Consider the following 25,741-nt stretch of genomic DNA (forward strand, 5'->3'; position numbering starts at 1 on the left):
AGCCCCAGTTTAGCGAGCCGCGCGCCGACGGGGTGCCACGCGGGGGTCGCGCCCCGCCGACGCCTCGTCCGGCCGACCGATCATCCGCATGCCTGCACGGGCGCGCGCAAACGACGCCACGACCGCGATCGCAGTGATCGTAAAGAGGAAGGATGATCCGCCGTAGGACACCAGCGGCAGCGGAACGCCGATAACAGGGCCCAGACCCGTCACCGACAGCACGTTAATGGTCGTCTGAACGCCGATCCACGAGGCGACACCCGAAGACACGACGACGACAAACAGATCCGAGGACTCGCGGGCCACGCGAATCATGCCCCACACCAGCAGGCCCAGGCACACAAGGACAGCGAGGGTGCCAAGCAGGCCAAATTCCTCGCCGACAATCGCGAAGATGAAGTCCGTGTGGGCCGCCTGCAGGTAGTTCCACTTCTCTCGCGATGCCCCGGGGCCAAGTCCAGTCAGACCACCCGAGCCCAGCGCCCATAGCGAATGGTCGATCTGTTCGGGAGCCGACTCATCCGGGCCTTTCGACGTGCCCGGCAGGATCGCGAGGATACGACGAATACGAGTGGGGTTCGACAGAACGAGGAGCACCATCGTCGGCACAGCGAGCATGACGAGACCGCCGAACCAACGCTTCGGCAGGCCGGCCACCCACACGGCACCAAGAGCGCCCACCGCAACGACCATCGCCGTGCCCATGTCGCGGCCGAGCATGACCGCACCCAGGGCGATAAGGATGGGAAGGCCAACCGCTACCGCCATCGCGCGCAAATCCGAGCGCTTCGACGCCGACTTCGAGACCATCAGTGCCAAGAAGACGATGAGCGCAAGCTTCAGGAACTCCGACGGCTGGGCCATGATTGGGCCGACCTTCACCCAGTTCGCGTTACCGCCCTCGGAACGGCCCAACGGGCTCAGGACCAGCGTCTGGAAGCCGAGCGCCCCCACAAACATGACCGGCGCGAGATAGACGAACCAGCGCTGGGGCACCAACTGGACGATCATCGCGATCAGCAGGGACACGACGATGATGAGCAGCGGGCGCGCATACGCCGTGTAGGGGTTCTCCCCCTGCGCGATCGAGGTCACCGTTTGCGCAGAAAAACCCATCACGAGGCCGAACACCGAGAGCACGATGGCCGGCAGGACGACGAGATAGTACGTCGTCACCGGATCCTCTTGACGTTCCTGGCCAGACCCGAAACGGATTCGAGGCAACGTGACCGTTGGGATGTGCCACCCGCGCTTATTCGTCGCCACCGGCGCTCCCCCACTGGGCAGCCAGGCGCGACACCGCGTCAGCGAAGGCATCGCCGCGCTGACCGTAGTTGTCGAACTGATCCCACGACGCACACGCGGGTGCGAGCACAACGGTATCGCCCGGCATAGACAGTGCCACAGCCTCGTTCACGACGGAGAACATCCAGTCCTCGTGGCCGTCAACCTCAACGAAGGGCACCTGAGGGGCACCTTCCGCCAGGGCGCGAACCAGGGCGGAGCGGTCCTCGCCGATAACGACGACGCCGCGCAGGATCGGCTCGACCTGCGTGATGAGCTCCGTGAAATCCTGGCCCTTCGCGTCGCCGCCAACAATCCAGATCGCGCTACGAGGAGGCAGCCCCGCCAGCGAGGCGCGTGCGGCGTGCGCATTCGTGGCCTTCGAGTCGTCCACCCACGTCAGGTCCGCCGCCCGGGCGATGATCGCGCGGCGGTGGCCTGCCGGACGGAAGGAGCGCAACCCCTCTTCCACGGCCTCGGGCTCGACGCCGTACGCGCGGGCAAGCGCGGCAGCCGCCAGCGCATCGCACAACACGGCAGCCGACGGGTGCGCCCCGTAAGCCCCCGACAGATCGGACACGTGCGCGAGGGCAGCCGCCTGCCGCGCGCGGTTCTCCACGAATGCGCGGTCGACCAGGAGCCCCTCAACGATGCCGAACTGCGACACCGAGGGAGCGCCAAGCGTCAGGCCGATGGCGCGCGCGCCCTCGACGACGTCCGCGTTCTCCACCATGGCCTCGACGCGTCGATCGGACGCGGGATAGATGCACGCCTTGATCGTGTTCTCGTAGACGCGGGCCTTGTCGGCTGCGTAGGCCTCGACGCTCCCATGCCAGTCCAGGTGATCCGCGTCCACGTTCAGACAGATCGACGCCAGCGGCGATACCGTGTGTGCCGTGTGCAGCTGGAAGCTCGACAGCTCAACCGCGAACACCTCAGCATCGGAATCAATGGCCCGCGTGATCGGAGTTCCGATATTGCCGACCTCTTCGACCTTGACGCCCGCGCTTCGCAGGATCTGACCGAGCATACCCACGGTCGTGGTCTTGCCGTTCGTGCCCGTCACCGTCAGCCAGGGACGTCCCGCGTGCGGGCCCTCCTCCTGCAGACGCCAGGCGAGTTCCACCTCTCCCCACAGGTCGATTCCTGCCTGCTCGCAGGCAGCAAACACAGGATGGTGCGCGGGCACGCCCGGGGACACGACGACGAGGTCGGGGCCGGCCTCGATGATCGCGCTCGTGAGGGCGGTCGGGTCCTGCTCAGCGTGGACCTCAACACCGGCGACGTCGTCAAAGAAGAGTGACTGCCCGCCGCGCGCGTCAAACGCACGCACCTGCCAGTCGCGGGCAAGCAATGCTCCCGCCGCACCCTGACCAGACTTGCCCCAACCGACAACAGCAGCGAGACGACTCATCGACGAGACACCCACTCCGCGTAGAACATACCCGCACCGGCGACCGCGACGATCGCAGCAATCAGCCAGAAACGAATCACGATCGTGACTTCCTTCCAGCCCAGCAGCTCGAAGTGGTGATGCAGAGGAGCCATACGGAACACGCGCTTTCCGGTGGCTTTGAAGACGCCGATCTGGATGACATCCGACAGCACGACAGCCACGAACAGACCGCCGACGATGATGGCGAGCAGCTGGGTCTGAGTGAGGATCGACAGGCCGGCGACCGCGCCACCCAGTGCGAGAGCGCCCGTATCACCCATGAAGATCTGCGCAGGCGACGCGTTCCACCACAGGAAGCCCGCCAACGCACCGATCAGCGCGGCACAGAAAATCGCCAAGTCGAGAGGGTCGCGCGTCGAGTAGCAATTCGCCTGATTCGCGCCCAGCTGCGTGCATGCCTGAATACGCTGGAAGTAGGTGATGAAGGTGTAGGCCCCGAACACGAAGATGGACACACCCGCCGCGAGGCCGTCCAGGCCGTCGGTCAGGTTCGTCGCGTTCGACCACGCCGTCACGATGAGGTTGGTCCAAATGAGGTACAGAACGATGCCCAGACCCAGGCCCGCAAAACCCAGGGTCAGGGCAGTGGGACGCGCGAAAGAAATCTCGAGCGTACCCGCGTACTCACCGAATTCGTTCGGCATGATCAGGGTGCCCAGCGCAAAGAGCGACGCCACTGCAACCTGTCCGATGATCTTCCCCGACGGGTGCAGACCGAGGGAACGCTGACGCATGATCTTGATGCCGTCATCGAGCAGGCCGATGACGCCCAAGCCCACGAACAGGAACACGAGCAGCAGGCCGGACCACGACGGGCCCGCACCGGCGACCGCTGAGCCGATCAGCCACGCGACAACGGTCGCCAGAATGATGACGACGCCACCCATCGTGGGCGTGCCACGCTTGGTCAGGTGCTGGGTCGGACCGTCCTGGCGAATGAACTGACCGTATTGGTGCAGCACCAGAAAACGGATGAGCAGCGGCGTGCCCGTCACGGACAGCGCCATGGCGATAATGAACGCCGAGATAAGTCCAATCACCGGTTCGTTCCCTTCTCTCGCAGGATGTCTGCGACCTGCCACGAATGTGACCCGTAGGAGCCTTTGACGAGGATGACGGCGCCATCCACGGCGTGTTCAATCACCAGGCGCGCGGCCTGCTCGGGATCCGATGCGACCTCACGATGAGGCACGCTTGGTGCTCCCTCTAGATAGTAGTGGGCATCCGAGCCCAGGCCAATGAGTGTGTCGACACCCGCATCGGCGATCAGCGACCCCACCTGCTCGTGCAGCGGCTGGGAGTCTTCACCCAGTTCCAGCATTTCTCCGAGAACAGCAATCTTGCGAGCGTCCGAGCCGATCGAGGCCAGCGCCGCGATGCCCGCGCGCATCGAGTCGAGGTTCGCGTTGTAGGAGTCATCGATCAAAGTGATCTCTGTGCCCTCCACGGTGAGCTCGTGCACGTCCATGCGGTGGGGGCTCAGGGCACGGGCGCTCGACAGGACTGCGGCCACGGTCTCCAGGCCGACGCCGAGGGTCAGCGCGCCGGCAGCGGCGGCCAGCGCGTTCGCCACGTGGTGCCGTCCGACGATCTTCAGGTCGATCTGCGCTTGGCCCTGAGGGGCCACGAGGGTGAAAGAAGCACGATCCGCACGATCGAGGCGCACGTCGAGCGCGCGCACGTCGGCGCGAGGATCGCCCGAGGCGGAGAAGCGGATCACCTCACCGGTTGCCAGAGGTGCCATTGCCTCGACGTTCGGGTCGTCGGTGTTGAGAATGACGGGACCACCCGGACGAGTGCCGCGGATGAGTTCGGCCTTTGCTGCGGCAACTCCCTCGAACCCGCCGAAGCCGCCGACGTGGGCATGTCCCACGCACAGCTCAATGGCCACGTCCGGGGCGACGATGTCCGTCAGGTAGGTGATGTGGCCGGGGCCCGAGGCGCCCATCTCGAGAACGAGGTGACGCGTCGTTTCATCAGCCAGGAGAACGGTTAGCGGCAGGCCGACCTCGTTGTTAAAGGAAAGCTTGGGGGCCACCGTCGGCCCGTCCTCGCTCATGATCTGGAGCAGCAGGTCCTTCGTCGTGGTCTTGCCCACCGAACCCGTCATCGCAATGACGTCGAGGTCGCCCCCGCTGCGCAGCTTGTCAACGTGTGCCCGCGCCAGGGCTCCCAGCGCCTCGGTCGAATCATGCACGACGATCTGAGCCACGGCCTCGTCGACTTCATGCTCAACGATGACGGCAACGGCACCGCGCTCGACGGCGCCCGACACGAAGGAGTGCCCGTCGGCGGCCTCGCCGCGGCGCGCGACGTAGAGCGATCCCTCGCCTGCCTCACGCGAGTCAGTGACCACCGGGCCTGTCACGAGCACATCGGGACCGACCAGGCGACCCGACACTGCCTCAGCAATCCACTGTGCTGATGTCTGCATGTTCTACTCCTTCAGACTCACGGCGTCGTCGGATACAGGTTAGCGGACGACGTGGAGGCGGGGATACCCAGGTTGCCGACGGCGGTGCGCGCAATGTCGCCAAACAGCGGCGCCGACGAATCGGATGAGACCGACGCCACCCTCGGGTTGTAGAGTACGACCGCGATCGCCAGACGCGGAGCATCCGCGGGAATGATGCCTGCAGTCGTCGACACAAGGCCCGATGCGCCGTCAATGATCGTTTCAGCGGTACCGGTCTTGACACCCACCCGGTATCCCGGAACCTTGGCCGCACCAGCGGTGCCCAGGTCATCTTCGACGACGGATTCCATCATGGTGAGCAGCTGCGAGGCCGCCGTTGCGTCCATCACCTGCACCGGCTGGCTCGTGTCGGGAACCTCGACCGTTCCATCCGCGTTCGTCCACGACTTCACGATATGCGGGGCAATACGCACTCCCCCGTTCGCGATCGTCGCCATCGCGGATGCCTCCTGCATCGCGGTGATCGCGTAGGCCTGACCGAACATCGTCACGTAGCGGTCACGCCCCTGCCACTGATCCGAACTGCGCATCAGGCCAGCGGACTCGCCGGGCAGCTCAATACCCGTCTCCTGACCGAAACCAAAGGCGCGCATCATGGAGTAGCGCTGCTCATCGCTCATCGTCTGACCGATCAAGACGGTGCCGGTGTTTGATGACTCCGCAAGAACGCCCGTCGCCGTCAGAGTCTCGCCATCATGCTCATGGAAATCGGTGATGGGACCGCCCGCGTCGGGCAGATCCAGGGCATAGGGCACCTGGAAGACACTGGTGGGCGTGATCGTGCCCTGGTTGAGGGCTGCACCCACGGTAACGAGCTTGCCCACGGAACCGGGCTCAAAGGTGTCCTGAACGGCGTGCACCTTCTGGGGGTTAGCGTTGTCGGGTTCCTTGGAGTTCGAATCCGCCATCACGAGCACGTGACCCGTTGCCACGTCCTCGATGACGACCGCACCCCAGTCGGCCTGGTGCTTCGCGACACGCGCATCCAGCAGGTCCTGGACCTGATGCTGCAGGTCAGCGTGCAACGTGAGCTCCACGTTGCCACCGTTCTTCGGCTCGACGGTCGTCTTCTTGCCGCCGGGCATCACCGCACCATTGGGCGCAATCTCGAAGGCCTGTGCGCCGGGCGTACCCGTGAGCAGCGCGTCGAACTGGGCCTCCATGCCGGAGGAGCCCTGCCCCTCGGCGTTGACCGTCCCAATAACGGGGGCTGCCACGTTGCCGTTGGGGTATTCGCGCTCGAAGACGGACTCCCACTCAATGCCGTAGATGTCAAGCTTGCGGATCTCGCGATAGGACACCGCATCCACGTTGCGCTTGATGTACACGTAGGTGGAGTCACCCAGCATCATGCCGCCAAGCTCCGCCTCGTTCATGCCGAGGATCGGAGCCAGGAGGCGCGCCGCTTCCGCAGGACCACGACCGACCTCGTTACCGTCATCGTCGCGGTGAACGAAGGCACGAATGTTCACCTGGTTGACGGCGATGTCGTACGTCTGGATTGAGTTCGCCAGGACGACGCCCGTCGCGTCGGTGATCGTGCCGCGCGCAGCAGCGACCTCCGTCGAGGAGGTACGCACGCGCTGGCCCTGAGCGGCCAGAGACGGCCCCTCGATGATCTGCAGCTGAACCAAACGCACGCCACAGATACACAGGGCACCAACAAGGATGCCTACGATCCATCGCGAACGGGTAATGACGGTATCCATTGGTACTCGCCTTCCGGGTTACTTCGCGGGAGTCCCAGCCTCGACGGTACCAGTTTCGAGGGTAATGAAGCCCGACTTACCCGCGGGCACCATTCCGTTTGCCTTCGCAGCCTTCTCGAGCTCCGTCGGCGAGGCCTTGCGATCGAGTTCCGCACGCATCGTCCACGACTGGGCCTCCAGCTCGTTGAGGACGAGCTGCTGCTCGCGAATCTCGAACGAGGTCTGAGCCATGCGCGTATTGAGAACCATCGACACGACAACGGAGGCCACAGCGACGGCCACGAAGAGCATGAGGATCGCGGCGACCGAACGGCGAGGACGGGTTCCCTCGACGATGCGCAGCTCGTGGGCCTCTTCGCGGCGCAGCTCGGGACGCGCTGCAGGACGTGCCTTCGCAGTTGCTGCACTCATGAGAGGTCCTTCCATTCGCGGATGAGTTCCGCACCGCGCAGTCGCACGGATGCGGATCGGGGGTTGTGGTCTTGTTCGGCCTGATCGGCCTTGTTTGCGCCCTTCGTCAGCAGGCGCAGGCTGGGAGCCATCTCCTCGGGGATGATCGGCAGTCCGGGAGGAGCGCTACTGGTCGACCCGCGACGCAGAACATCCTTGACTATCCGGTCCTCGAGACTCTGGTAGGACTCCACGACCAGGCGTCCACCCACTCGAAGGCTTCCAAGGGCCCTGGGAAGCGCCCGTTCGAGGATGGTCAGCTCGTCGTTGACGGCGACGCGCAGCGCCTGGAAGGTGCGCTTGGCAGGGTTACCGCCGGTGCGCCGCGCGGGGGCGGGGATCGCCTCGCGGATAATGTCCACGAGCTCCCCGGTACGCGTGATCGGCGCAGTATCGCGGCGACGGATGATGAGCCGAGCGATACGCGGCGCAAATTTCTCTTCGCCGTAGGTGCGCAGGATTCGGATCAGTTCACCTTCCGAGGCCGTGGCCAGCAGATCGGCTGCACTGGGACCGGTGGTTGAATCCATCCGCATATCCAGGGGCGCATCCTTCGAGTACGCGAAGCCACGCTCGGCCTCGTCGAGCTGCAAGGAGGACACACCCAGGTCCATGAGGATGCCGTCCACGCGCGCACCCTGACCGAGCTGGTCCTCGACCGCCTCATCGATGTTGTCGTAGGTGGTATGGACCGCGCGGAAACGCGTCCCAAAACGCTCAAGGCGCTCAGAGGCGAGGGCGATCGCCTGAGGGTCGCGGTCGATGCCGATGACCGTCAGGTTCTCGAAGCGCTCGAGCGCACCCTCGGTGTGTCCACCCATCCCCAGGGTTCCATCCACGAGGACAGCGCCGGGACGATCAATCGCGGGGGCCAGCATGTCGAGGCACTCCGTGAGGAGTACGGGAACGTGGCGTTCGCTCGCGGGGCGCGACAAATCGCGCACCGAGTCCGATGCATCGCGCATGCCGCGCCTCCTTTACGTCTCTTGCGATCCGTGCACCCAGGTCCCCCACCGTGCTCCGCCATCGGGGAAGTGATGTCGGAACAGCGGGCGGAGACCTGAGAACACGGGTCAGAACATTCCCGGAATGATCTCTTCCGCTGTATTGGAGAAGACCTCTTCCTGAACCGCGAGGTAGTCGCGCCAAGCCGAGGCGTTCCAGATTTCGGCTCGCGATCCCGCGCCAATGACGGCGAGTTCTCGATCCAGACCCGCATACGCACGCAGGTCCGCGGGGACGCTAATACGCCCCTGCTTGTCCGGAATCTCCTTATAGGCTCCCGAGAGCATCACGCGGATCCAGTCACGCGCCTGCTTGGACGACAGGGGCGCGCGGCGCAGTTCCGCGGTCATGTTCTCGAATTCCGCGGCAGGGAATGCATAGATGCAGTGCTCTTGGCCGCGAGTGAGGACGATTCCACCCTCCATGTCCTCGCGAAAGCGCGCAGGCAGGAACATACGACCCTTGTCGTCGAGCTTGGGCTCGTACGTACCGAGGAACATGTCACCGCCCTCCCCTGTTCGGAACTTTCCCCCACTTTAACCCACCACACCCCATGTTTACACAAAAACTTACGGCGTGGCGTGAAAAACATAGTCCAGAAACAGCTTGGTTTCAGGGAAAAATTCAGGTGGAGAAAAGTGGGGGAAATCTTGGACACATTCGGTGCGTCACGCCCACGACAACACCTCTCACCACTGGCCGCATCATCGGATGAAGGAGCGCATTTTCATTGCAATCACAATGTTTTCACGAGGTTTGGGCGCACTCAGAGAACAGCGCCCCCCTCTCAGGGAGGACAGTGGGGAGCGCGGTGGGGAACCCCGGGGAGCAAGGTGGGGAGCAGGGTGGGAAACCCCGGGGAGCAAGGTGGGGAGCAAGGTGGAGGAACACCGAGCGACTCACACAACACCACAGAGCAGGGAATCTCAGGTGGATCCGATGGAACGTCTCAGCCCGTATTCGCCACAATCACATGCGACATATCAAAGTGGGGCGCCCCGGTCTCCCGGCGCGCCCCACTTCGTCAGCTGTGTGCGTACGACGTCAGTCGTTGTCCTTGCGATTATCCCAGCGTCGTTCCTGATCCTGGATGAAGGAATCCCAACCACCGCTCTCGTTCTTCTTGTCGGAGGCGGACTTCTCGGTGGCACTCGCCCTGCCCCCGGGCCGCGACAGCGCATAGAGCACACCGGCGACGGTCAGAGCAAAACCGGCGACCCCCAGGAGGATCGACAGCACGGAGTAGCCCAGAGAGACAGCGGCAACCAGAACGATCATGCCCAGGACGGCGCCCGTCAGGCCGAGCGCGATGCGGCGCGGACCACGAGGTGCCGCAGGCGCCTCGGATTCAGGTTCGTCAGAGACAGGGGCAGACATCTGCGAGGCCAACGCCGGGTCTTCCTCGCGCAGAGATGCTTCCATCTGCTCAAGGATCTTCTTCTCATACTCGGTGAGAGCCATTGGGCGCCCCTTTCACATGGGTGTTACCGACAGCTTAGCGCGTCCACGATGCCAGAGACTAACTGGCCTTACAGGAGGGTCCCCTGCTGCGGCTCGCCAACACCCACACCTGGCCCATCCGTGCCCGTGCTTCGTCGGTCAGAGGAAACCTCAGTGGAGGACGCCTGCCGGTCATCCGCGCCGAAGGACCGCCTCTCGGGTGTTTTCTTACCGAGCAGGGTGGCCGGAGCGAGCGCGCCCGCGCCAAACTTCGTGCGAATCTGATCCATCGCCCGTTCCGAAGCAGCCGGGCGCTCGTCACGATCCAGAGTGACGGCCACTCCCCCGGAGCGTGCCTGCAGCCCCTCGACGCGCACACCAAACAGGCGCACCCCACCAATTGGCAGGTCCTCGCGCGCAAAGAGCTCACGCGCGGCCCTCGCGATATCTCGCCCCGTGTCCGTGGGAGCTACAAGGCTCACACTGCGCGTGATCGTATGAAAGTCGGCGCCACGCATCTTGATCCCAATAGTCCACCCGACGACCCCACCCGCGCGCAGCCGCCGCGCGCAATCGTGTGAGGCCGCCAGGATGAATTCCTCGATCTGCGCCCGCGAGCGCACGTCCTCCTCGAAGGTGCGTTCCATGCCAACAGATTTTTCGGCGCGCGCGGGGGCCACCGGGCGCGGATCGATGCCCCACGCGAGGTCGTGCAGGTGATGGGCGGAGGCGACTCCAAGGAGCTTCGTCAGGCGCGCGAGGGGCGCGTGGGCGAGGTCGCCGATCGTATCGATTCCTTCGCGGTCGAGAATCGCTCCGGTGCGGCCGCCCACTCCCCACAGGGCCCCCACGGGGAGGCCGTGGAGGAACCCGACGGTTGCCTCGTGCGGAATGAGCAGCAGGCCATCGGGTTTTGCGTGCGAGGAGGCGATCTTCGCAACCGACTTGGTCGAGGCGATGCCGACGGAGGCGGGAAGGCCAACGCTGTCGCGGATGCGCATGCGGATGAGGGTCGCGATCTCGAGAGGCGATCCGAGGCGCCGCCTCGCCCCGGACACGTCGAGGAAGGCCTCGTCGATGGAGACCTGCTCCAGCGCGGGAGTGATTGTCGCGAGGATCCCCATTACTTCCTGTGAATAGCGCCGATACAGGCCATGGCTGCCGGGGACGAAAGCCGCGTGGGGGCACAGGGCGCGGGCGCGCGAGGTGGGCATGCCGGCGCGCACGCCCAGGGCCCGGGCCTCGTAGGTGGCGGAGGTGACGACTCCGCGTCCGGACGTCCCGCCCACGATGATGGGGCGGCCAACGAGGCTGGGGTCCTCGCGCATCTCGACCTGGGCGAAGAAGGAGTCCATGTCAACGTGGAGGATCGGGGTAGCAGAGTCGTCCGAACCCCAGTCGCGTTTGGCGCGCGCGTCCCTGGGAGCGTTTGACATGTCACCTCCTGCGCCTGTGGCCGTCGTCCATGGTTACAGTGTCCACCATGGCACGCTCATCTTCGTCACGCGACATCTCCTTCGACACGGATTTCGGCTCGGCGCGTATCCGGTGGGACGGGCCGCGCGCGACGCTGTTCCTGGGAGACGTGGAGTCGTCGGCGGTCGACACGTCGGATCCCACCTACCTGGAGTTTGAGTACATGCAGCACATGGATGCCGTCGTGTCCTCGCTGTGGGAGCCACAGGAGCGTTTCCGCGCACTTCACGTGGGTGGCGCGGCGTGCGCGCTCGCGTGCGCCTGGTCGGCGTCGCACCCGCAGTCCCGCCACGTCGCCGTCGAGGTCGATCGCCTGCTTGCCGACCAGGTACGCGAGCACTTTCCCATCCCCAAGGCCCCGCAGGTCAAGATCCGCGTTGGAGACGGGCGCGCCGTCCTTGATCAGACACGCGAGGATTCTTTCGACGTCATCGTGCGCGATGCCTTCGCGTCGGGGGTCACCCCCGATCACCTGCGCACGCGTGAGTGCGCGCAGCGGGCACGCGCAGCACTCACCGCACGGGGCATCTACCTGGTGAACTGCGCACACGGCGGACCGGCTAACGCGCGCCACGACATCGCGGCGCTACAAGAAGTCTTCCCCTTCGTGGCGTCCATCCAGGACCCGAAGGTCGGGCGGAGCGGACGCCGCGGCAACGTCGTCGCCCTGGCGAGCGCCACAGACGTCGTCGACGTTGATCGCATCGATCGCGCCCTGCGCACGCTGGCACTTCCGGCGCGCATCACACGTCCTCGGGACCTGGAACGGTGGGTGGCTGGAACTCCCGCGCTCACGGACGCGCAGGCGGGGTATCCGCAGGCCGACTAACGAGGCTGTGGCGCGCAGGCGGAGACACGCCCCCAGGGCATGGGCTCAGCCCGCCGCCGACGCCGCTCTCTTAGGCGCGGTGACGCGGAGAGGAAGGACCGGGACCCTCTCCCCTGCGGCGTGCCTCGACGCGAGCGAGAACATCTTCGAGGGTGTCGGGCTTAGCGGGTTCCTCGACCTCTTCGGCGCGCGGCGCGCGCTGGACGGACTCGATTTCTTCATCCTGGGCGCGAGAGACCTGCGCGAGGTAGGCCTCAATGACATCACCGATATCCTTCGGGCTCTTCTCCTCGGCGCCGGTCACGGGAGGCTGCCCCATGCCGGGAAGCGGGATCGCCCCTGCGCCACCGGTCCACGCATCGAAATGTTCTTCGAGGGCGGACACGGTATGCGAGATCTCCGGATTGCCCTCGACGAGCTTCTCGATGCTCTCCTGATCCTGGGCGGCCCCCTGTTCGAGATCACCGACAGGCAACGACAGGTCCGCAAACTTCGCGAAGGAGGTCAAGAGGGCCGAGGATGCGGCCGGGTAGCCGGTGTCCGCCATGTAATACGGAACCGCCCCGAGCAGCGCGAGCCCGCCGATTCCCTGCTGTCCCATGCGGATCTGCATGAAGGTGGACAGCGGCGAGGGGAACTGCATGTGATTCGAGATCGCGTTGGACCCCGACGGCAGGAGCGACTCGTCCGTCGCCTGGACGTGGACGGGCGTGGGACGCGTGTGCGGCACACCGGAGGGAACACCATGCAGCGAGAAGGTGATCTCCACACCCGCGCGTTCGCAGATATCGCGAATCGCGGCAGTGAAAGACTCCCAGTGGGCATCCGGCTCCGCACCATGCAGGACCAGGATCGGATTGCCCATATCGTCTTCGACGAGGTCGAGGACAGTCTGCGGCATCACCATGTCCGGGGAGGACACCCAGTTATCCACGGTGACGATAGGCCGATGCGAGCGGTAGTCCATGAGCGTGTCGGCATCAAACGTCGCGACTCGCTCGTTATGCAGGGAACGCAGCAGCTGGCGGATCGCCATGCGCCCCGCCGCTCCGGCGTCAATCGCCCCATCGAAATGAATGAGGAGAATCTTCGCCTTCGCGCCGGCGGCAGGACCGTCGGCATACAGGTCAGTGGCGTTCATACTCACGTCTCCTCCTCATACTCATTCTTCTGCCTCATGTCTAACGTACCTGTGCTGCACCCGCCACGTCACGCGGGAATCAATTTTGAGCTTGGGGCGAAGTCGCGCACACGCGCCGGACAGTGGAAGCGCCGACGGCAAAAGTAGGGGACAATAGAGGGCCACAGAAACGAGGAGGAGCCATGGCCACGAGCACTCATGACGAGTCGTCGACCGACCTTCCGTTGCCCGAACAGGATTTCGTCGACCGCGCCTACGAGCGCCTGGATGCGCTGCGGGCCTCCTACCGCGAGCGCCAAGGACGCGTTCACTCCACCCACGGCGTCGGTAATGCGCAGGGCTGGACTGAACGTGAGGCCCTGTCCGCTCACCTGGGCGAGATGGCTGCTCGCCTCGAAGGCGTAGAGGAACGCCTCGTGTTCGGCCGCCTCGACATGGTGGATCAGTCGGTACGTCACGTGGGTCGTCTGTCACTGTCACACGAGGACGGCACTCCCCTCCTCGTGGACTGGCGCGCACCCGCCGCGCGTCCCTTCTACCAGGCCACGTCGGCCGAGCCGGACGGCGTCGTACGCCGCCGCCATATTTCCACGCGCGACCGTCGAGTCACCGGCCTGGAGGACGAGCTGCTGGACGCATCGAACGCGTCGGGCCTGGAACTCCAGGGCGAGGGTGCCCTCATGCATGCGCTGAGCGAGGCTCGCGACGGCCACATGGGCGACATCGTCGCCACCATTCAGTCCGAGCAGGACCGCATCATTCGTGCGTCCGATAAGGGCCTCATGGTGGTGCAGGGCGGTCCCGGCACCGGTAAGACGGCAGTCGCGCTGCACCGCATCGCCTACCTCCTGTACGCCCACCGCGAGCGCCTCGAGCGTTCGGGCGTTCTTCTCGTCGGCCCCTCGCGTCTGTTCCTGCGTTATATCGAGCAGGTGCTCCCCTCCCTGGGCGAGACGGGTGTCGTCTCGGTGACGTTGGGCGATCTGGTGCCCGGTGTGCATGCTCGAGCCGAGGACGACGAGGCCGTGGCGCGGATCAAGGGCCTGCCGGCGTGGGCGAAGATCGTCAAGGAGGCGGTACGCGCGCTCGCGAAGCTCCCCAAGGAAGACCAGGTCCTGCGCGTGTGGAACCGCGAGGTGACGCTGACGCGCACCGACGTGGAGAGCGCGAGGCGCCGGGCGAAGCGTTCGGGCCGCGCGCATAACGTGGCACGAGAGTCCTTCGCGCGCGAACTCATGGACGTTTTGGCCCTGCGCCTGGCGCGCGAGGCCGGGGACGCGGACTCCGAGGGCGGCGTCGATCCCGAGGTCAAGCGCTCGTGGCTCATCGAGATCCGTGATTCGGTGGATTGCAGGCGTGCGATCAACACGGCGTGGATGCCGACGAGCGCTCAGACTCTGCTGCGTCGCCTCTACGCTCGCCCCGAGGTGCTCGCGTCGGCAAACCGTAAGGCTGGCTCTCCCCTGCGCCCCGACGAGCTGGCGGCGATCGTGCGCCCGCGTTCGGCTCCGTGGACGGTGTCGGATGTGCCGATCCTGGATGAGTGCGAGGAGCTCCTCGGCCCCATGCCGTCGTCTTCCTCCTCGTCGCGCGAGGCCGACGAGGGCGCGATTGAGCGCGCTCGCGAGGCGATCGAAGCTCAGAACCTGGGTGGCGGCATCGTCACCGCCCAGATGCTGGCGGATCAGGTCGCCGGTCAGGAGTCGTGGACTCCCCTGTCCGAGCGCGCCGCCAAGGACCGCACGTGGGCGTACGGCCACATTGTGGTCGACGAGGCTCAGGAGCTCTCTTCCATGGCTTGGCGCGCCCTGCTGCGCCGCTGCCCCTCGCGTTCGTTCACGGTCGTGGGAGACCTCGATCAGCGGCGCGGGAATAAACGCCCGCCGACATGGGAGAAGGCACTCGGCCCTGCCGCCCGCGCCCTGGCGGCCGAGTACGCGCTGACGGTCTCGTACCGCACGCCCGCGACCCTCACGGCCCTTGCAGAAGGTGTCGTTGCGCGCGCCGGCGTCCCCGTCCTCTACCCGATGACTGCCGTGCGCGACGTCGAGGATTGCTACCGCGTCACCCACGTAGACGCGCCCGAGGACACCCCGGCCTCGTCGAAGGACAACAGCCCCCTGTGGCGCGCCGTCGCCCAAGCCCAGCGCGAGGCCGAGGAGCGTCTCGATCGCGAGGCGGGGACCTCCCGCGGCCGCATCGCCCTCATTGTCGGCAACGAACGCGCCCGCGCGTGGGGAGCCGACGTGGACGGCGAGACGGCCCTCTCCGAGCGCGTCAGCCTCCTGTCGGCCGTGGCCTCCAAGGGCCTCGAGTTCGACTCGGTCATCCTCGTCGAACCCGCGGAAATCCTCGGTGATGGCGTCGGTGACCTTTTCGTCGCCCTCACCCGCGCCACCCACGACGTGCACGTCATCCACTGCGCTCCCCTGCCCGCCGGCATGGAAGAGTGGTAGGAGCGACCACACCCTGACACCGCGTGTCCCTTTCCGCTCCCGTCTGCCATGATGGGGACATGACACGCGCACTGCTCCTGGAAAACCCGCACGACGTCGCCGACGATATTTTCGCCAAGTTCGGCATCGAGGTCACCCGCGTGACGGGCGCCCTGTCCGAGGACGACCTCATCGACGCGCTCGAAGGCGTGGACTACCTGGGCCTGCGTTCCAAGACCGAGGTCACCGAGCGAGTGCTGCGCGCGCGCCCCGAACTCAAGGCCATCGGAGCCTTCTGCATCGGCACAAACCAGATCGATCTGGCGACGGCTACCGAGATGGGCGTCGCCGTGTTCAACGCCCCCTACTCCAACACGCGCTCCGTCGTCGAGCTCGCCATCGGCGAGATCATCGACCTCTCGCGCCGCGTCACCGTCAAAAACTCGCGTCTGCACCGCGGCGTGTGGGACAAGAGCGCGGACGGCGCCCACGAGGTGCGCGGGCACACCCTGGGCATCATCGGCTACGGCAACATCGGCACCCAGCTGTCAGTCCTGGCCGAGGCCATGGGCCTCAACGTCATCTTCTACGACGCCGCCGAGCGCCTCGCCCTGGGCAACGCCACGCAGATGCCGACCATGGAGGCCGTCCTGCGCGAGGCCGACATCATCTCCGTGCACGTGGACGGCCAGGAATCCAACACGAACCTCATCGGACGCGTCGAGTTCGAGCTCATGAAGCCCGGTGCCCTGTTCATTAACCTGTCTCGCGGTCACGTCGTCGACGTTGATGCGCTACACGCCGCGCTCGTGTCCGGTCACCTGGGCGGTGCGGCCATCGACGTGTTCCCCGAGGAGCCACGCGCCAACGGCGACCCCTTCGACTCGCCCCTCGCAACCCTCGACAACGTCATTCTCACGCCCCACATCGGCGGCTCGACGGAGGAAGCGCAGTACGACATCGGCCGTTTCGTGGCCGCTAAGATCGGCGAGTACCAGGCCAGTGGCTCCACGGACATGAGCGTGAACCTGCCGAACCTGACGATGAATATCGGCAAGCGCTCGCGCTACCGCGTGCGCCTCATCCACCGCAACGTGCCCGGCGTCATGGCACGCGTCAATCAGATCTTCGCTTCCTCCGAGGCGAACGTCGACGCCCAGATCCTGGCCACTGTGGACGAGGTCGGCTATGTGCTCACCGACATTTCGGCGGGCCTGGGACGCGAGGCACTCGAGGAGCTCAGCCACCTGCCTGAAACGGTCCGTCTGATCGCGACGCCGCTATAAACTGTCGCGTTCATCGCGTTTCCACCTGGTCAACAGGCACGGCGGTTACGGTATCGTAGGTATATCGTTTCCAAAGGAGGACAGATGGACCTCACGTCGCAGCTGCGCGGCCTGTACGCGCCCGGTGTTGCCTACGAGATCGCAACCCCTGAGCGCCCCATCCCAGAGATGGTTCTGGAGGTCGCTTCGCGCTACCCGGAGCGCGCTGCCATCGACTTTTTCGCACGCCAGCTCACCTACGCCGAGCTAGCCGAGGACATGCGTCGGGCAGCGGGAGCGCTCCATCAAGCGGGGGTCCACCCCGGAGACCGGGTTGCCCTCGTCATGCCGAATTGCCCGCAGCACGCCATCGCCGTCCTGGGCACGATGCTCCTCGGTGCCGTCGTCGTGGAACACAATCCGCTTGCCCCCGCGGGCGAGCTGGAGGGCGAGTACGAGCGCCACGGCGCTCGCGTCACCATCGCCTGGTCGAAGTCCCTGGAGAAACTCACGTTCCTCGGGCGCGGCCACACCACCTTTTCGATGGACCTGACGACGGCTCTGCCCACGGCCTCGCGCCTGGCTCTCAAGCTTCCCGTCAAGGCCGCACGCGAGAAGCGCGATCAGCTGTCAAGTCCGCGCCCCGGCTGGGCACGCTCCTGGACACGAGCCATGCGCTCGGCCACCCCTTGGCAGGGCAGTTGCCCGTCCGCCATGGACGACGTCGCTCTCCTCATTCACACGGGCGGCACGACGGGCGTGCCAAAGGCCGCCGCGCTCACGCACACCAACCTCATGGCGAACGTCGAGGAATCGATCGCGTGGGTTCCCGTCCTCCACGAGGGCGCCGAGGTGTTCTACTGCATCCTGCCCCTCTTCCACGCCTTCGGCTTCACAATCGGCTTCCTGGCGGGCCTGCGTCTGGGCGCGACAATCGCCATGTTCCCCAAGTTCGATACGGCCATGGTCCTGGCGGCGCAGCGTCGCCTGCCGTGTACCTTCTTCCTGGGTGTTCCGCCCATGTACGAGCGTCTTCTGGCAGCAGCGGAGAGCACGAATGTGGACCTGTCGTCCATCCATTTCTCCCTCTCCGGCGCAATGCCCCTGTCGGCGTCCTTGGCCGATCAGTGGGAACAGGCGACCGGCGGCCTGATGATCGAGGGCTACGGCATGACCGAAGCCTCGCCGATTCTTCTCGGCTCCCCCCTCGCTTCTTCGCGCGCACGCGGCGCACTCGGCATCCCCTTCCCCTCCACCCAGGTGAAGATCGTGGATCCGGAGAATCCGAGCCGTGAAGTTGCCGAGGGCGAGGTCGGTGAACTCATCGCGCGCGGCCCTCAGGTGTTCTCTGGCTACTGGAACCAGGACGATGAAACCGCCGAGGTGTTCACGCAGGACGGCTGGCTGCGCACCGGTGACCTGGTCCAGGTGCGCGACGGCTTCATCTACATGGCCGACCGCCGCAAGGAAATGATCAACTCCTCCGGATTCAACGTCTACCCCTCGCAGGTCGAAGAGGCCGTACGCTCAATGCCCGGCGTCCTCGACGTCGCGGCCGTCGGCGTGCCCGCGGGTGAGTCCGGCGAAGACGTCGTCGCAGCGGTTGTACTCGAGGCCGGCGCGTCCGTAACGCTCACCGACCTGCGCAAGTGGGCGGAGAAGTCCCTGGCCCACTACGCCCTCCCCCGTCAGATCGTCGTCATGACCGAGCTGCCCCGCTCACAGCTCGGCAAGGTCATGCGTAAGAAGGTGCGCGAGCAGATCATGGGCGCGCAGGCGGCAGCGACGGATGCCGTGGCGGGTGCGCGCGAGGCAGTCTCCGAGAAGGTGGCCGAAGCACGTGACGCCGCTTCCGAGGCCATGGCCGGAGCCCGCGAGTCCATGTCCGAGAAGGTGGCCGAGGCGCGAGAGGCTGCATCCGAAGCAGTGGCAGGTGCCCGCGGCGCCGTCTCCGATGCTGTCGCAGGGGCCCGCGAGTCCGTGTCCGAGGCTGTCGCGGGAGTTCGCGGAGCACTGAACGATGAACAGCCGCGTCCCGTGTCTGACGAGCAAGTCGACAGCTCGGATGCAGTTGAGCAGGCATGCGAGCACTAGCCGTACCTGACAAGACAGATGAAAAAGTGCCCGGTTCCCTATGCTGGGACCGGGCGCTTCTCATGTCATGCGATCAGTCATCTCCGAGCAACGTGGGTTCATTGGAGACGGAACGCTTACGAGGGGCGCGAGCCTTGCGAGGCTTCTTTGTGGGCGCAGGAGCAGGAGGCGCGGCATGGGTCGCGACCTCGGGGACGTCGGATGCAGACCCATCACCCTGGGAGCGCTCACGCAACGCGTGAATGGCCTGCTCAAAATCGTCGAGGGTATCGAACTGGCGATAGACCGAAGCGAAGCGCAGGTAGGCGATGACATCCAGGTCCCTCAGGAACGGCAGAATCGCCTGACCAACCTCGTTCGTCGACACGTTAGAGACGCCGGTGGAGCGCAGCTGTTCCTCCACCTGCTGAGCAAGGATCGCGAGCTGATCGTCCGATACAGGCCTGCCCTGGCAGGCTTTCTTCACGCCCGAGACAACCTTGTTGCGGGAGAATGACTCGACGACGCCGGAGCGCTTGACGACCTGGAAGGATGACGTTTCAAGCGTCGTAAAACGCTTCTTACAGTGCGTGCACTCACGACGGCGTCGAATCGAGGCGCCGTCGTCCGCGATGCGCGTGTCGACGACGCGCGAATCCGGGTTATGACAGAAAGGGCAGTGCACCCCTCAACGGTACACGTTCAGACACCCATCTGTCACAGGAGTCCCACGCGTCACCGTCATCGGACAGGAACGACGACACGCTGCCCCGGCTGCAGAGCTCCCTCAACGTCATTGAGGCGCTCAATATCAGCCACAACCTCTTCGAGCGGACGATCCGTCTTCACATTCTGCGCAAGCGACCACACGGAGTCACCACTGACAACAGCCTTCGTGACCGTCGGGCCATCGTAGGCAGCGGGCTGGATGGCCAGACCGAGGGCGCCGGCACCCACGGAGAGCACGAGCGTCGCAAGCGCGCCCGCAACAATACTGCGGCGAGAGGAGCGGGCGCGAGTACGCGGCGCAGCAGGAGCACGCAGGAATGACGGATCGTCACCGCGCTGAGCATCGAGACGACGACGCGCAGACGGAGCGGTGGAGATGTCACGAACGGTCGCCAGTGGCGCCTCCTCGACAGTACGAAGCGGAGAGCGACGCACAGGGAACGAGACGGCAGTCTGCGTTGCAACGGGAACACTCATGAGAACCTCCAGAAAACTCAATCGAACATCTGTTCGTCGAACACCTGTACGATAACACGCGCCGTGCACAATGTCGAGACGCACTCGAACATATGTTTCATTTTGCGTGAAATCGGCTTATCCTTGACGTATCCAGTGGACACCGAGCCATGCACATCTGTGTCCACCCCGATGCGAAGGAGAGGCCATGACGGAGCGCTCGATCAGCGATCGACACCGTGCGATCTTGCGAGTTATCAACGAAAAGCTGGCGTCGAGCGGCTTTCCTCCCTCTGTGCGCGAGATCGCATCCGCAGTCGGTTTGGCTTCACCGTCGACGGTGAAGCATCACCTCGACGCACTCGAGGCCGACGGGTACCTGGTCCGCGAGCCCGGTCTGCCTCGCGCCCTCGATCTCACCGATCGAGCGCGCACCGAGCTCGGCATCGCTCCGTCGTCGCAGCCTTCCGAGAAGGTCGTTCGTATCGAGGTCCCCGTCTCTCACGTGGAAGAGGAAGGCACGGCGATTCCGCTTGTGGGCCGTATCGCCGCCGGCGCCCCCATCACGGCGGAACAGCACGTAGAGGACGTATTCCACCTCCCTACGTCCATGACCGGTCACGGTGATCTGTTCATGCTCGAAGTCAGCGGCGAGTCGATGGTCGATGCGGGCATCTTCGACGGGGACTACGTTGTCATCCGCTCACAAAACGAGGCACGCAATGGCGAGTTTGTGGCAGCCATGATCGACGGGGAAGCAACAGTCAAGGAACTCTCCATCACGGGCGGTCACGTATGGCTACTCCCCCACAACCAGGACTACTCCCCCATCCCCGGCGACGAAGCCACCATCCTGGGCAAGGTCGTGACCGTTATCCGCTCTCTCTGACGCACCGCATAAGACAGTGGCACCACCCAACAAGGGTGGTGCCACTGTCTTATGCGAATGAGACTCAGAAGCCCAGGTCGCGGGCAACCTGACGCAGGCGCTGGGCCGATGCGGTCAGGCCATCGCGCTCGTTAAGCGTGAGCGGCGGGTTCAGGACGCGTCCGGCACCGTCGCGGCCGACGATCGTCGGGGCGGCCATGACCACGTCAGAGATGCCCTCCCAGTCCTCGAGCAGCGTCGAGATGGTGAGGACACGCTGCTCATCGCGCAGCACCGCACCTGCGATGTTCGCGGCAGACAGGCCGATCGCGTAGTTCGTCGCACCCTTGCCCTCGATGATCTTGTATGCGGACTGGACGACCTCCTGTGCAATGGAGTTGCGCAGAGCCGAGTCGAAGACACCGCCGGACAGGGTCGGGCCCCACTGCGACAGCGGGACGTTGCCGATCTCGGCGCTGGACCACAGGGCAACCTCGGAGTCGCCGTGCTCACCCGCCACGTACGCGTGGATGTTCTGGGTGGCCACGCCGGTCTCACGCGAGACCAGGTAGCGCAGGCGGGACGTGTCGAGCACCGTGCCGGATCCGAAGACCTGGTTGCGGGGCAGGCCCGTGAGCTTCAGCGCCACGTAGGTGACGACGTCGACGGGGTTCGTGACGAACATGAAGCGGGCATCCGGAGCCACATTCTGCAGGTTCGGCACGATCTTCTTCATGAGGTTGACGGTCGAGCCGGCCAGCTCCAGGCGGGACTGCCCGGGCTGCTGCTTCGCACCAGCCGTGACGATGATCAGGTCGGCGCCACGAACGATCTCAACGTCATCCGAGCCCTCGATCGAGCCGGCCGGTGTGAACTGGATGCCGTGGGCCATGTCGAGGGCTTCGGCCTCCACCTTGGCTTTGTTGATGTCCTGAAGAACGATCGAGCGGGCGTCGCCGCGCATCGCACAGGCGTACGCGACCGCCGTGCCAACGGCACCGGCACCGATGATGGCGATCTTGGAAGGACGTCCGGAGGACTTTGACGGGTACAGGGTCTGCGCTTTGTTTTCCACGAGTGTCTCCTAGAGTCTGCGGGCACCTTTATTGTCTCAGATAGGGGCCCGTACGCGCCCGTTATCTGCACGACGTTTTACTGGCTCGAGGAGCACCCGTCCCTATTGGTCAGAACCCTTCGCGAGGCGCCGCAGGGCACCGCGAACAACCTCCGGATCCGTCGTCGGCCACATGGCGGGCAGGGAACGCATGATGAAGCCGCCATAGCGCTTGGTCACCACGCGCGGATCGAGGATCGCCACGACGCCCCGGTCGTCGGTCGAGCGCAGGAGGCGCCCCACGCCCTGGGCCATCATGAGCGCCGCGTGCGTGAGGGACACCGACACGAAACCGTTACCGCCCCGGCGCTCGACATCCATCGAGCGGGCGCGCGAGACGGGATCATCCGGGCGCGGGAACGGGATCTTGTCGATGACGACAAGGCGGCAGGCATCCCCCGCGACGTCGACGCCCTGCCACAGGGACATCGTGCCGACCAGGCACGAGTCACGTTCCTCGCGGAACCGCTGGATCAGCTGCGCCAGGGTCTCTTCACCCTGCAGGTAGACGGTCAGGTCCGTACGCTCGCGCAGGGCCTGCGCTCCCGCCATCGCCCCGCGTCGTGACGCGAAGAGGGCGAGCATCCCGCCGCCCGAGGCCTGCGCCAGTTCCACGAGCTCGTCGAGCAGCTCCTCGGAGGGGCCGTCTCGCCCCGGCAGAGGCAGATGGGTTGCCACATAGCGGATTCCCTGTCGACCGTGGTCAAAGGGAGAACCCACGTCGATACCGTGCCACGGCACCCCGGAGATAGCCATGCCAGCCTGGGCGGCCATGAAGTCGAAGTTTCCACCGATCGCGAGGGTCGCGGAGGTGAGGATCGCCGGTCGTTCACCGATGCCGGTTCCACCGATCGCCGCCGATACATCGAGGGGCCCCACCGTCAGTCGCGCATTGTCCGATTCGTCCTTCGTGATGTAGGCGATCGACTGGTCGGGGTCTCGTCCCCACGCGTCAAGAGCTCCGATCAGCTCGTCGATAGCGGCGCGGGCCAGGAGCTTGGCGGCGGGTTCTCCCTGCGCCTCGGAGACCTCGTGGCTGGCGCGACGGGCCGCGCCGTCCAGCACGATCATCGCATCGACGAGGGCGCTCGGCCGGTATTCCAAGAGCCCCGCCTCCAAGGGGGCCATCGCTGCACCCAGCCCGGCCCCGGCCTCGTCCAGGTCGGTGGAATCGATCGAGAGATTCGAGCGCAGGGAGCGGGCCACACGGCTCACGCGGGCGACCGTCAGGTCGGCTGCAGCCTGGGAGCGCACGCGGTCGGCCAGCTCGTGGGCCTCGTCGATAACGACGGCGTCGTACTCACCGAAGAGTTCGCCCTCACCGCACGCGTTGATGCCAAACAACGAATGGTTCGTGACGACGACGTCCGCGTCCGCGGCCTCCATGCGTGCCGCCTGCGCGAAGCACTCGTCGATAAGCGGGCAGTGCTTGCCCAGGCACTCGGGTTTGGCGACCGATGCGTGGTGCCAGGCTCGATCCGAGACGCCCGGAACCAGGTCGTCGCGGTCCCCCGTCGTGGTCTCGCTGATCCACTCGCGGATGCGCAGGATCTCCTTGCCGAGCTCGCCCGTCGGGCCGACGCTCATGTCCCGATCCTCGAACAGCGTACCCTCGGTTGGATAGCCGCCATCCAGCTTGTGCAGGCACGCGTAGTTCGACCAGCCTTTGAGCACCGCAACCTTCAGGCGCGCGCCCGTCGCCGAAGCAACCGCGTCGACGACCACCGGCGCGTCCTTGACGAGGATCTGGCGCTGCAGCGCGAGCGTCGCGGTGGAGACCACCCCGCGCACGCCGTTCGTCGCGCAGTGCGTCAGCAGCGGCACCAGGTAGCCCACGGACTTGCCCGTGCCCGTGCCCGCCTGCACGAGAAGATGCTGGCGGTCCTCCAGGGCAGCGGCGCCTTCGGCGACCATCGAGGCCTGCCCCTCGCGCGGGGACCCGCCCATCTGGGCGACGACCGCGTCGAGAACGCGACCCGAGGCCTCGACCAGGTCCGCGCTCACTCCCCGCTCACCGCCGCGTCACCCACGGTGCCGCCCACCGCCTCGCGGGCGATGACGGCAGCCAGGGCCTCGTCGACGCGCGCGACGATCCGGGTGCCCGTCTCGACGTACTCCTCGCGCTCGACGTCGCCCTCCTCGTGGATGCGGTGCACGAGTGAGCCGGCCGAGTACGGCAGGATCGCATCGACGGCCACGCGAGGCCGGGGCAGCATGTCTTCGAGGGCCGCGCGCAGCGCCTCCACGCCCCAGCCCGTGTGTGCGCTCAGCGGAACAGCGTTCGGGAATACGGTGCGCAGCAGCGCGATCTGCTCGGGCGAGGCAAGGTCCGCCTTGTTCAGCGCGATCAGCTCCGGGATCTCCGAGGCGCCCTCGATAGTGTCGATGACCGCGCGCACGGCCTGCACCTGGGAGACCGGGTCGGGATGGGCGGCGTCCACGACGTGCAAGATGATGTCGGCCTGGCCGACCTCCTCCAGGGTCGAGCGGAACGCCTCGACCAGCTGGGTGGGCAGGTTACGCACGAAGCCGACCGTGTCGGTGAGGGTGTACTCGCGACCGTCTGCGGCGCGCGCACGGCGCACCGTCGGGTCCAGCGTCGCGAACAGCGCGTCCTGGACCAGGACACCCGCGTCCGTCAGGCGGTTAAGCAGCGTCGACTTGCCGGCGTTCGTGTACCCGGCGATGGCCACCGAGGGCACTGCCCCGCGGCGGCGCGAATTGCGCTGCGTGCGGCGGGCGGGTTCCATGCGCGCGATGTCCGCGCGCAGCTTCGCCATGCGAGTGCGGATGCGGCGACGGTCCAGCTCGATCTTGGTCTCACCGGGGCCGCGAGAGCCGATACCCGCGCCGCCCGCGACGCGGCCACCGGCCTGACGGGACATCGACTCACCCCAGCCGCGCAGGCGCGGCAGCAGGTACTCGAGCTGCGCGAGCTCGACCTGCGCCTTGCCCTCACGGGACTTGGCATGCTGGGCGAAAATGTCGAGGATGAGGGCCGTGCGGTCGACGACCTTGGCGTCGACAACGTCCTCCAGCCCACGACGCTGGGAGGGGGCCAGCTCCTCGTCAACGATGACGGTGTCGGCCTCGACGCTGCGCACGATATCGGCCAGCTCGCGGGCCTTGCCAGACCCCAGGTAGGTTGCGGGGTCGGGTTTCATGCGCCGCTGGATGATGCCGTCGAGCACGCGCGAACCGGCGGTCTCCGCGAGCGCGGCCAGCTCGCGCAGCGAGTTCTCGGCTTCCTCTTCGCTCTGCGTGGTGCGCAGGCCCACGAGCACGACCTTTTCTAGTCGCACCTGGCGGTATTCGACCTCGGAGATGTCCTCACGGTCGGAGGCGCCCGTGTCGACGCGGCGCGTGCCCGCGCGGGCCTCGCGCTCGAGGGCACCGGCGTCCTGGGAGGTGTCCTGACCCGTCGTCGATGCGAGCGCCGTTCCCGAGCGCGCGAGGATACGCGCGACAACGTCGTTGACGCGCTGGTCGCGCTCCTCTTTCGAAGAGTCCGCACCTGTGTGGGTCGTGTCCATAA

At 65.9% G+C, this 25,741-nt stretch carries 21 protein-coding genes; 5 read left to right on the top strand and 16 right to left on the bottom strand.

Features of this window, described 5'->3' with window-relative positions:
* Positions 1–9 precede the first annotated feature (9 nt).
* From HMPREF1137_RS00905 to dinB, 10 genes are all read right to left on the bottom strand, one after another.
* Complete coding sequence (locus HMPREF1137_RS00905; RefSeq protein WP_034496125.1) at positions 10–1,266, bottom strand: FtsW/RodA/SpoVE family cell cycle protein; 1,257 nt, start codon at positions 1,264–1,266, stop codon at positions 10–12.
* A complete protein-coding gene (gene murD, locus HMPREF1137_RS00910; protein WP_034496128.1) occupies positions 1,253–2,698 on the bottom strand; it encodes a UDP-N-acetylmuramoyl-L-alanine--D-glutamate ligase in 1,446 nt (481 codons plus the stop codon). Before murD ends, HMPREF1137_RS00905 begins: the two co-directional genes overlap by 14 nt.
* A complete protein-coding gene (gene mraY, locus HMPREF1137_RS00915) occupies positions 2,695–3,780 on the bottom strand; it encodes a phospho-N-acetylmuramoyl-pentapeptide-transferase (protein WP_007587839.1) in 1,086 nt (361 codons plus the stop codon). The genes murD and mraY overlap by 4 nt, the downstream gene beginning before the upstream one ends.
* Complete coding sequence (locus tag HMPREF1137_RS00920; protein ID WP_007587849.1) at positions 3,777–5,174, bottom strand: UDP-N-acetylmuramoyl-tripeptide--D-alanyl-D-alanine ligase; 1,398 nt, start codon at positions 5,172–5,174, stop codon at positions 3,777–3,779. Before HMPREF1137_RS00920 ends, mraY begins: the two co-directional genes overlap by 4 nt.
* 17 nt (positions 5,175–5,191) lie before the next feature.
* Complete coding sequence (locus HMPREF1137_RS00925) at positions 5,192–6,925, bottom strand: peptidoglycan D,D-transpeptidase FtsI family protein (protein WP_007587728.1); 1,734 nt, start codon at positions 6,923–6,925, stop codon at positions 5,192–5,194.
* Positions 6,926–6,943: 18 nt separating this feature from the next.
* The gene (gene ftsL / locus HMPREF1137_RS00930) at positions 6,944–7,336 is read right to left on the bottom strand and encodes a cell division protein FtsL (RefSeq protein WP_007587764.1); all 393 of its coding nucleotides are present in this window, start codon (positions 7,334–7,336) and stop codon (positions 6,944–6,946) included.
* Complete coding sequence (rsmH, locus tag HMPREF1137_RS00935; protein WP_007587830.1) at positions 7,333–8,340, bottom strand: 16S rRNA (cytosine(1402)-N(4))-methyltransferase RsmH; 1,008 nt, start codon at positions 8,338–8,340, stop codon at positions 7,333–7,335. The genes ftsL and rsmH overlap by 4 nt, the downstream gene beginning before the upstream one ends.
* Positions 8,341–8,448: 108 nt before the next feature.
* Complete coding sequence (gene mraZ, locus HMPREF1137_RS00940; RefSeq protein WP_007587853.1) at positions 8,449–8,880, bottom strand: division/cell wall cluster transcriptional repressor MraZ; 432 nt, start codon at positions 8,878–8,880, stop codon at positions 8,449–8,451.
* A 544-nt stretch (positions 8,881–9,424) separates the two neighbouring features.
* A complete protein-coding gene (locus HMPREF1137_RS00945; RefSeq protein WP_007587707.1) occupies positions 9,425–9,841 on the bottom strand; it encodes a DUF3040 domain-containing protein in 417 nt (138 codons plus the stop codon).
* 68 nt (positions 9,842–9,909) lie between these two features.
* Complete coding sequence (gene dinB / locus HMPREF1137_RS00950) at positions 9,910–11,256, bottom strand: DNA polymerase IV (RefSeq protein WP_007587850.1); 1,347 nt, start codon at positions 11,254–11,256, stop codon at positions 9,910–9,912.
* A 47-nt stretch (positions 11,257–11,303) separates the two neighbouring features.
* Here dinB and HMPREF1137_RS00955 point away from each other — a divergent pair, with 47 nt between their 5' ends.
* Positions 11,304–12,125, top strand: coding sequence for a spermidine synthase (locus HMPREF1137_RS00955; RefSeq protein WP_231283984.1), 822 nt, complete (start codon positions 11,304–11,306; stop codon positions 12,123–12,125).
* Positions 12,126–12,195: 70 nt separating this feature from the next.
* Here HMPREF1137_RS00955 and HMPREF1137_RS00960 read toward each other — a convergent pair whose 3' ends face one another.
* Positions 12,196–13,272 carry a PAC2 family protein gene (locus HMPREF1137_RS00960; protein WP_050980919.1) on the bottom strand — a complete coding sequence of 359 codons (1,077 nt, stop codon included), beginning with the start codon at positions 13,270–13,272 and terminating at the stop codon, positions 12,196–12,198.
* A 176-nt stretch (positions 13,273–13,448) separates the two neighbouring features.
* On the opposite strand from HMPREF1137_RS00960, the gene HMPREF1137_RS00965 reads away from it, so the two are divergent.
* The 3 genes from HMPREF1137_RS00965 to HMPREF1137_RS00975 all read left to right on the top strand — a co-directional run bounded on the left by HMPREF1137_RS00965 (position 13,449) and on the right by HMPREF1137_RS00975 (position 19,060).
* On the top strand, positions 13,449–15,722 hold the full coding sequence (locus HMPREF1137_RS00965) for a HelD family protein (RefSeq protein ID WP_007587854.1): 2,274 nt from the start codon (positions 13,449–13,451) through the stop codon (positions 15,720–15,722).
* 59 nt (positions 15,723–15,781) lie between these two features.
* Entirely contained in the window at positions 15,782–16,987 is a 1,206-nt protein-coding gene (serA, locus tag HMPREF1137_RS00970) for a phosphoglycerate dehydrogenase (protein ID WP_007587722.1), read from the top strand.
* Between the two features lie 84 nt (positions 16,988–17,071).
* Complete coding sequence (locus HMPREF1137_RS00975; RefSeq protein ID WP_007587746.1) at positions 17,072–19,060, top strand: AMP-binding protein; 1,989 nt, start codon at positions 17,072–17,074, stop codon at positions 19,058–19,060.
* 73 nt (positions 19,061–19,133) lie between these two features.
* Here the strand turns inward: HMPREF1137_RS00975 and nrdR are convergent, their stop codons facing one another.
* Together nrdR and HMPREF1137_RS00985 are read right to left on the bottom strand one after the other, a co-directional pair.
* Entirely contained in the window at positions 19,134–19,724 is a 591-nt protein-coding gene (nrdR, locus tag HMPREF1137_RS00980) for a transcriptional regulator NrdR (protein ID WP_007587732.1), read from the bottom strand.
* A gap of 56 nt (positions 19,725–19,780) precedes the next feature.
* Positions 19,781–20,245: a LysM peptidoglycan-binding domain-containing protein gene (locus HMPREF1137_RS00985; RefSeq protein ID WP_007587741.1), complete on the bottom strand. Its 465-nt coding sequence runs from the start codon at positions 20,243–20,245 to the stop codon at positions 19,781–19,783.
* Positions 20,246–20,432: 187 nt separating this feature from the next.
* Here HMPREF1137_RS00985 and lexA point away from each other — a divergent pair, with 187 nt between their 5' ends.
* On the top strand, positions 20,433–21,113 hold the full coding sequence (gene lexA / locus HMPREF1137_RS00995; RefSeq protein ID WP_007587809.1) for a transcriptional repressor LexA: 681 nt from the start codon (positions 20,433–20,435) through the stop codon (positions 21,111–21,113).
* A gap of 64 nt (positions 21,114–21,177) precedes the next feature.
* On the opposite strand, the gene HMPREF1137_RS01000 is transcribed toward lexA, so the two are convergent.
* From HMPREF1137_RS01000 to hflX, 3 genes are all read right to left on the bottom strand, one after another.
* Complete coding sequence (locus HMPREF1137_RS01000) at positions 21,178–22,167, bottom strand: L-lactate dehydrogenase (protein WP_007587840.1); 990 nt, start codon at positions 22,165–22,167, stop codon at positions 21,178–21,180.
* Positions 22,168–22,269: 102 nt separating this feature from the next.
* Positions 22,270–24,210, bottom strand: a complete 1,941-nt coding sequence (locus tag HMPREF1137_RS01005) for an ATP-dependent DNA helicase (RefSeq protein WP_007587838.1) — start codon at positions 24,208–24,210, stop codon at positions 22,270–22,272.
* The gene (hflX, locus tag HMPREF1137_RS01010; RefSeq protein ID WP_007587744.1) at positions 24,207–25,739 is read right to left on the bottom strand and encodes a GTPase HflX; all 1,533 of its coding nucleotides are present in this window, start codon (positions 25,737–25,739) and stop codon (positions 24,207–24,209) included. The genes HMPREF1137_RS01005 and hflX overlap by 4 nt, the downstream gene beginning before the upstream one ends.
* Positions 25,740–25,741: the final 2 nt, after the last annotated feature.

This window comes from Actinomyces sp. ICM39, from assembly GCF_000282935.1.
GTDB lineage: Bacteria > Actinomycetota > Actinomycetes > Actinomycetales > Actinomycetaceae > Pauljensenia > Pauljensenia odontolytica_B.

Excerpts from the sequence above, each read along its gene's own strand:
- rsmH (WP_007587830.1), bottom strand. The coding sequence starts at position 8,340 with ATGCGCGATGCATCGGACTCGGTGCGCGATTTGTCGCGCCCCGCGAGC.
- HMPREF1137_RS00965 (WP_007587854.1), top strand. The coding sequence starts at position 13,449 with ATGGCCACGAGCACTCATGACGAGTCGTCGACCGACCTTCCGTTGCCC.
- HMPREF1137_RS00925 (WP_007587728.1), bottom strand. The coding sequence starts at position 6,925 with ATGGATACCGTCATTACCCGTTCGCGATGGATCGTAGGCATCCTTGTT.
- HMPREF1137_RS00955 (WP_231283984.1), top strand. The coding sequence starts at position 11,304 with ATGGCACGCTCATCTTCGTCACGCGACATCTCCTTCGACACGGATTTC.
- ftsL (WP_007587764.1), bottom strand. The coding sequence starts at position 7,336 with ATGAGTGCAGCAACTGCGAAGGCACGTCCTGCAGCGCGTCCCGAGCTG.
- murD (WP_034496128.1), bottom strand. The coding sequence starts at position 2,698 with ATGAGTCGTCTCGCTGCTGTTGTCGGTTGGGGCAAGTCTGGTCAGGGT.
- hflX (WP_007587744.1), bottom strand. The coding sequence starts at position 25,739 with ATGGACACGACCCACACAGGTGCGGACTCTTCGAAAGAGGAGCGCGAC.
- mraZ (WP_007587853.1), bottom strand. The coding sequence starts at position 8,880 with ATGTTCCTCGGTACGTACGAGCCCAAGCTCGACGACAAGGGTCGTATG.
- dinB (WP_007587850.1), bottom strand. The coding sequence starts at position 11,256 with ATGTCAAACGCTCCCAGGGACGCGCGCGCCAAACGCGACTGGGGTTCG.
- serA (WP_007587722.1), top strand. The coding sequence starts at position 15,782 with ATGACACGCGCACTGCTCCTGGAAAACCCGCACGACGTCGCCGACGAT.
- HMPREF1137_RS00985 (WP_007587741.1), bottom strand. The coding sequence starts at position 20,245 with ATGAGTGTTCCCGTTGCAACGCAGACTGCCGTCTCGTTCCCTGTGCGT.
- HMPREF1137_RS00945 (WP_007587707.1), bottom strand. The coding sequence starts at position 9,841 with ATGGCTCTCACCGAGTATGAGAAGAAGATCCTTGAGCAGATGGAAGCA.
- lexA (WP_007587809.1), top strand. The coding sequence starts at position 20,433 with ATGACGGAGCGCTCGATCAGCGATCGACACCGTGCGATCTTGCGAGTT.
- HMPREF1137_RS00975 (WP_007587746.1), top strand. The coding sequence starts at position 17,072 with ATGGACCTCACGTCGCAGCTGCGCGGCCTGTACGCGCCCGGTGTTGCC.
- HMPREF1137_RS00920 (WP_007587849.1), bottom strand. The coding sequence starts at position 5,174 with ATGCAGACATCAGCACAGTGGATTGCTGAGGCAGTGTCGGGTCGCCTG.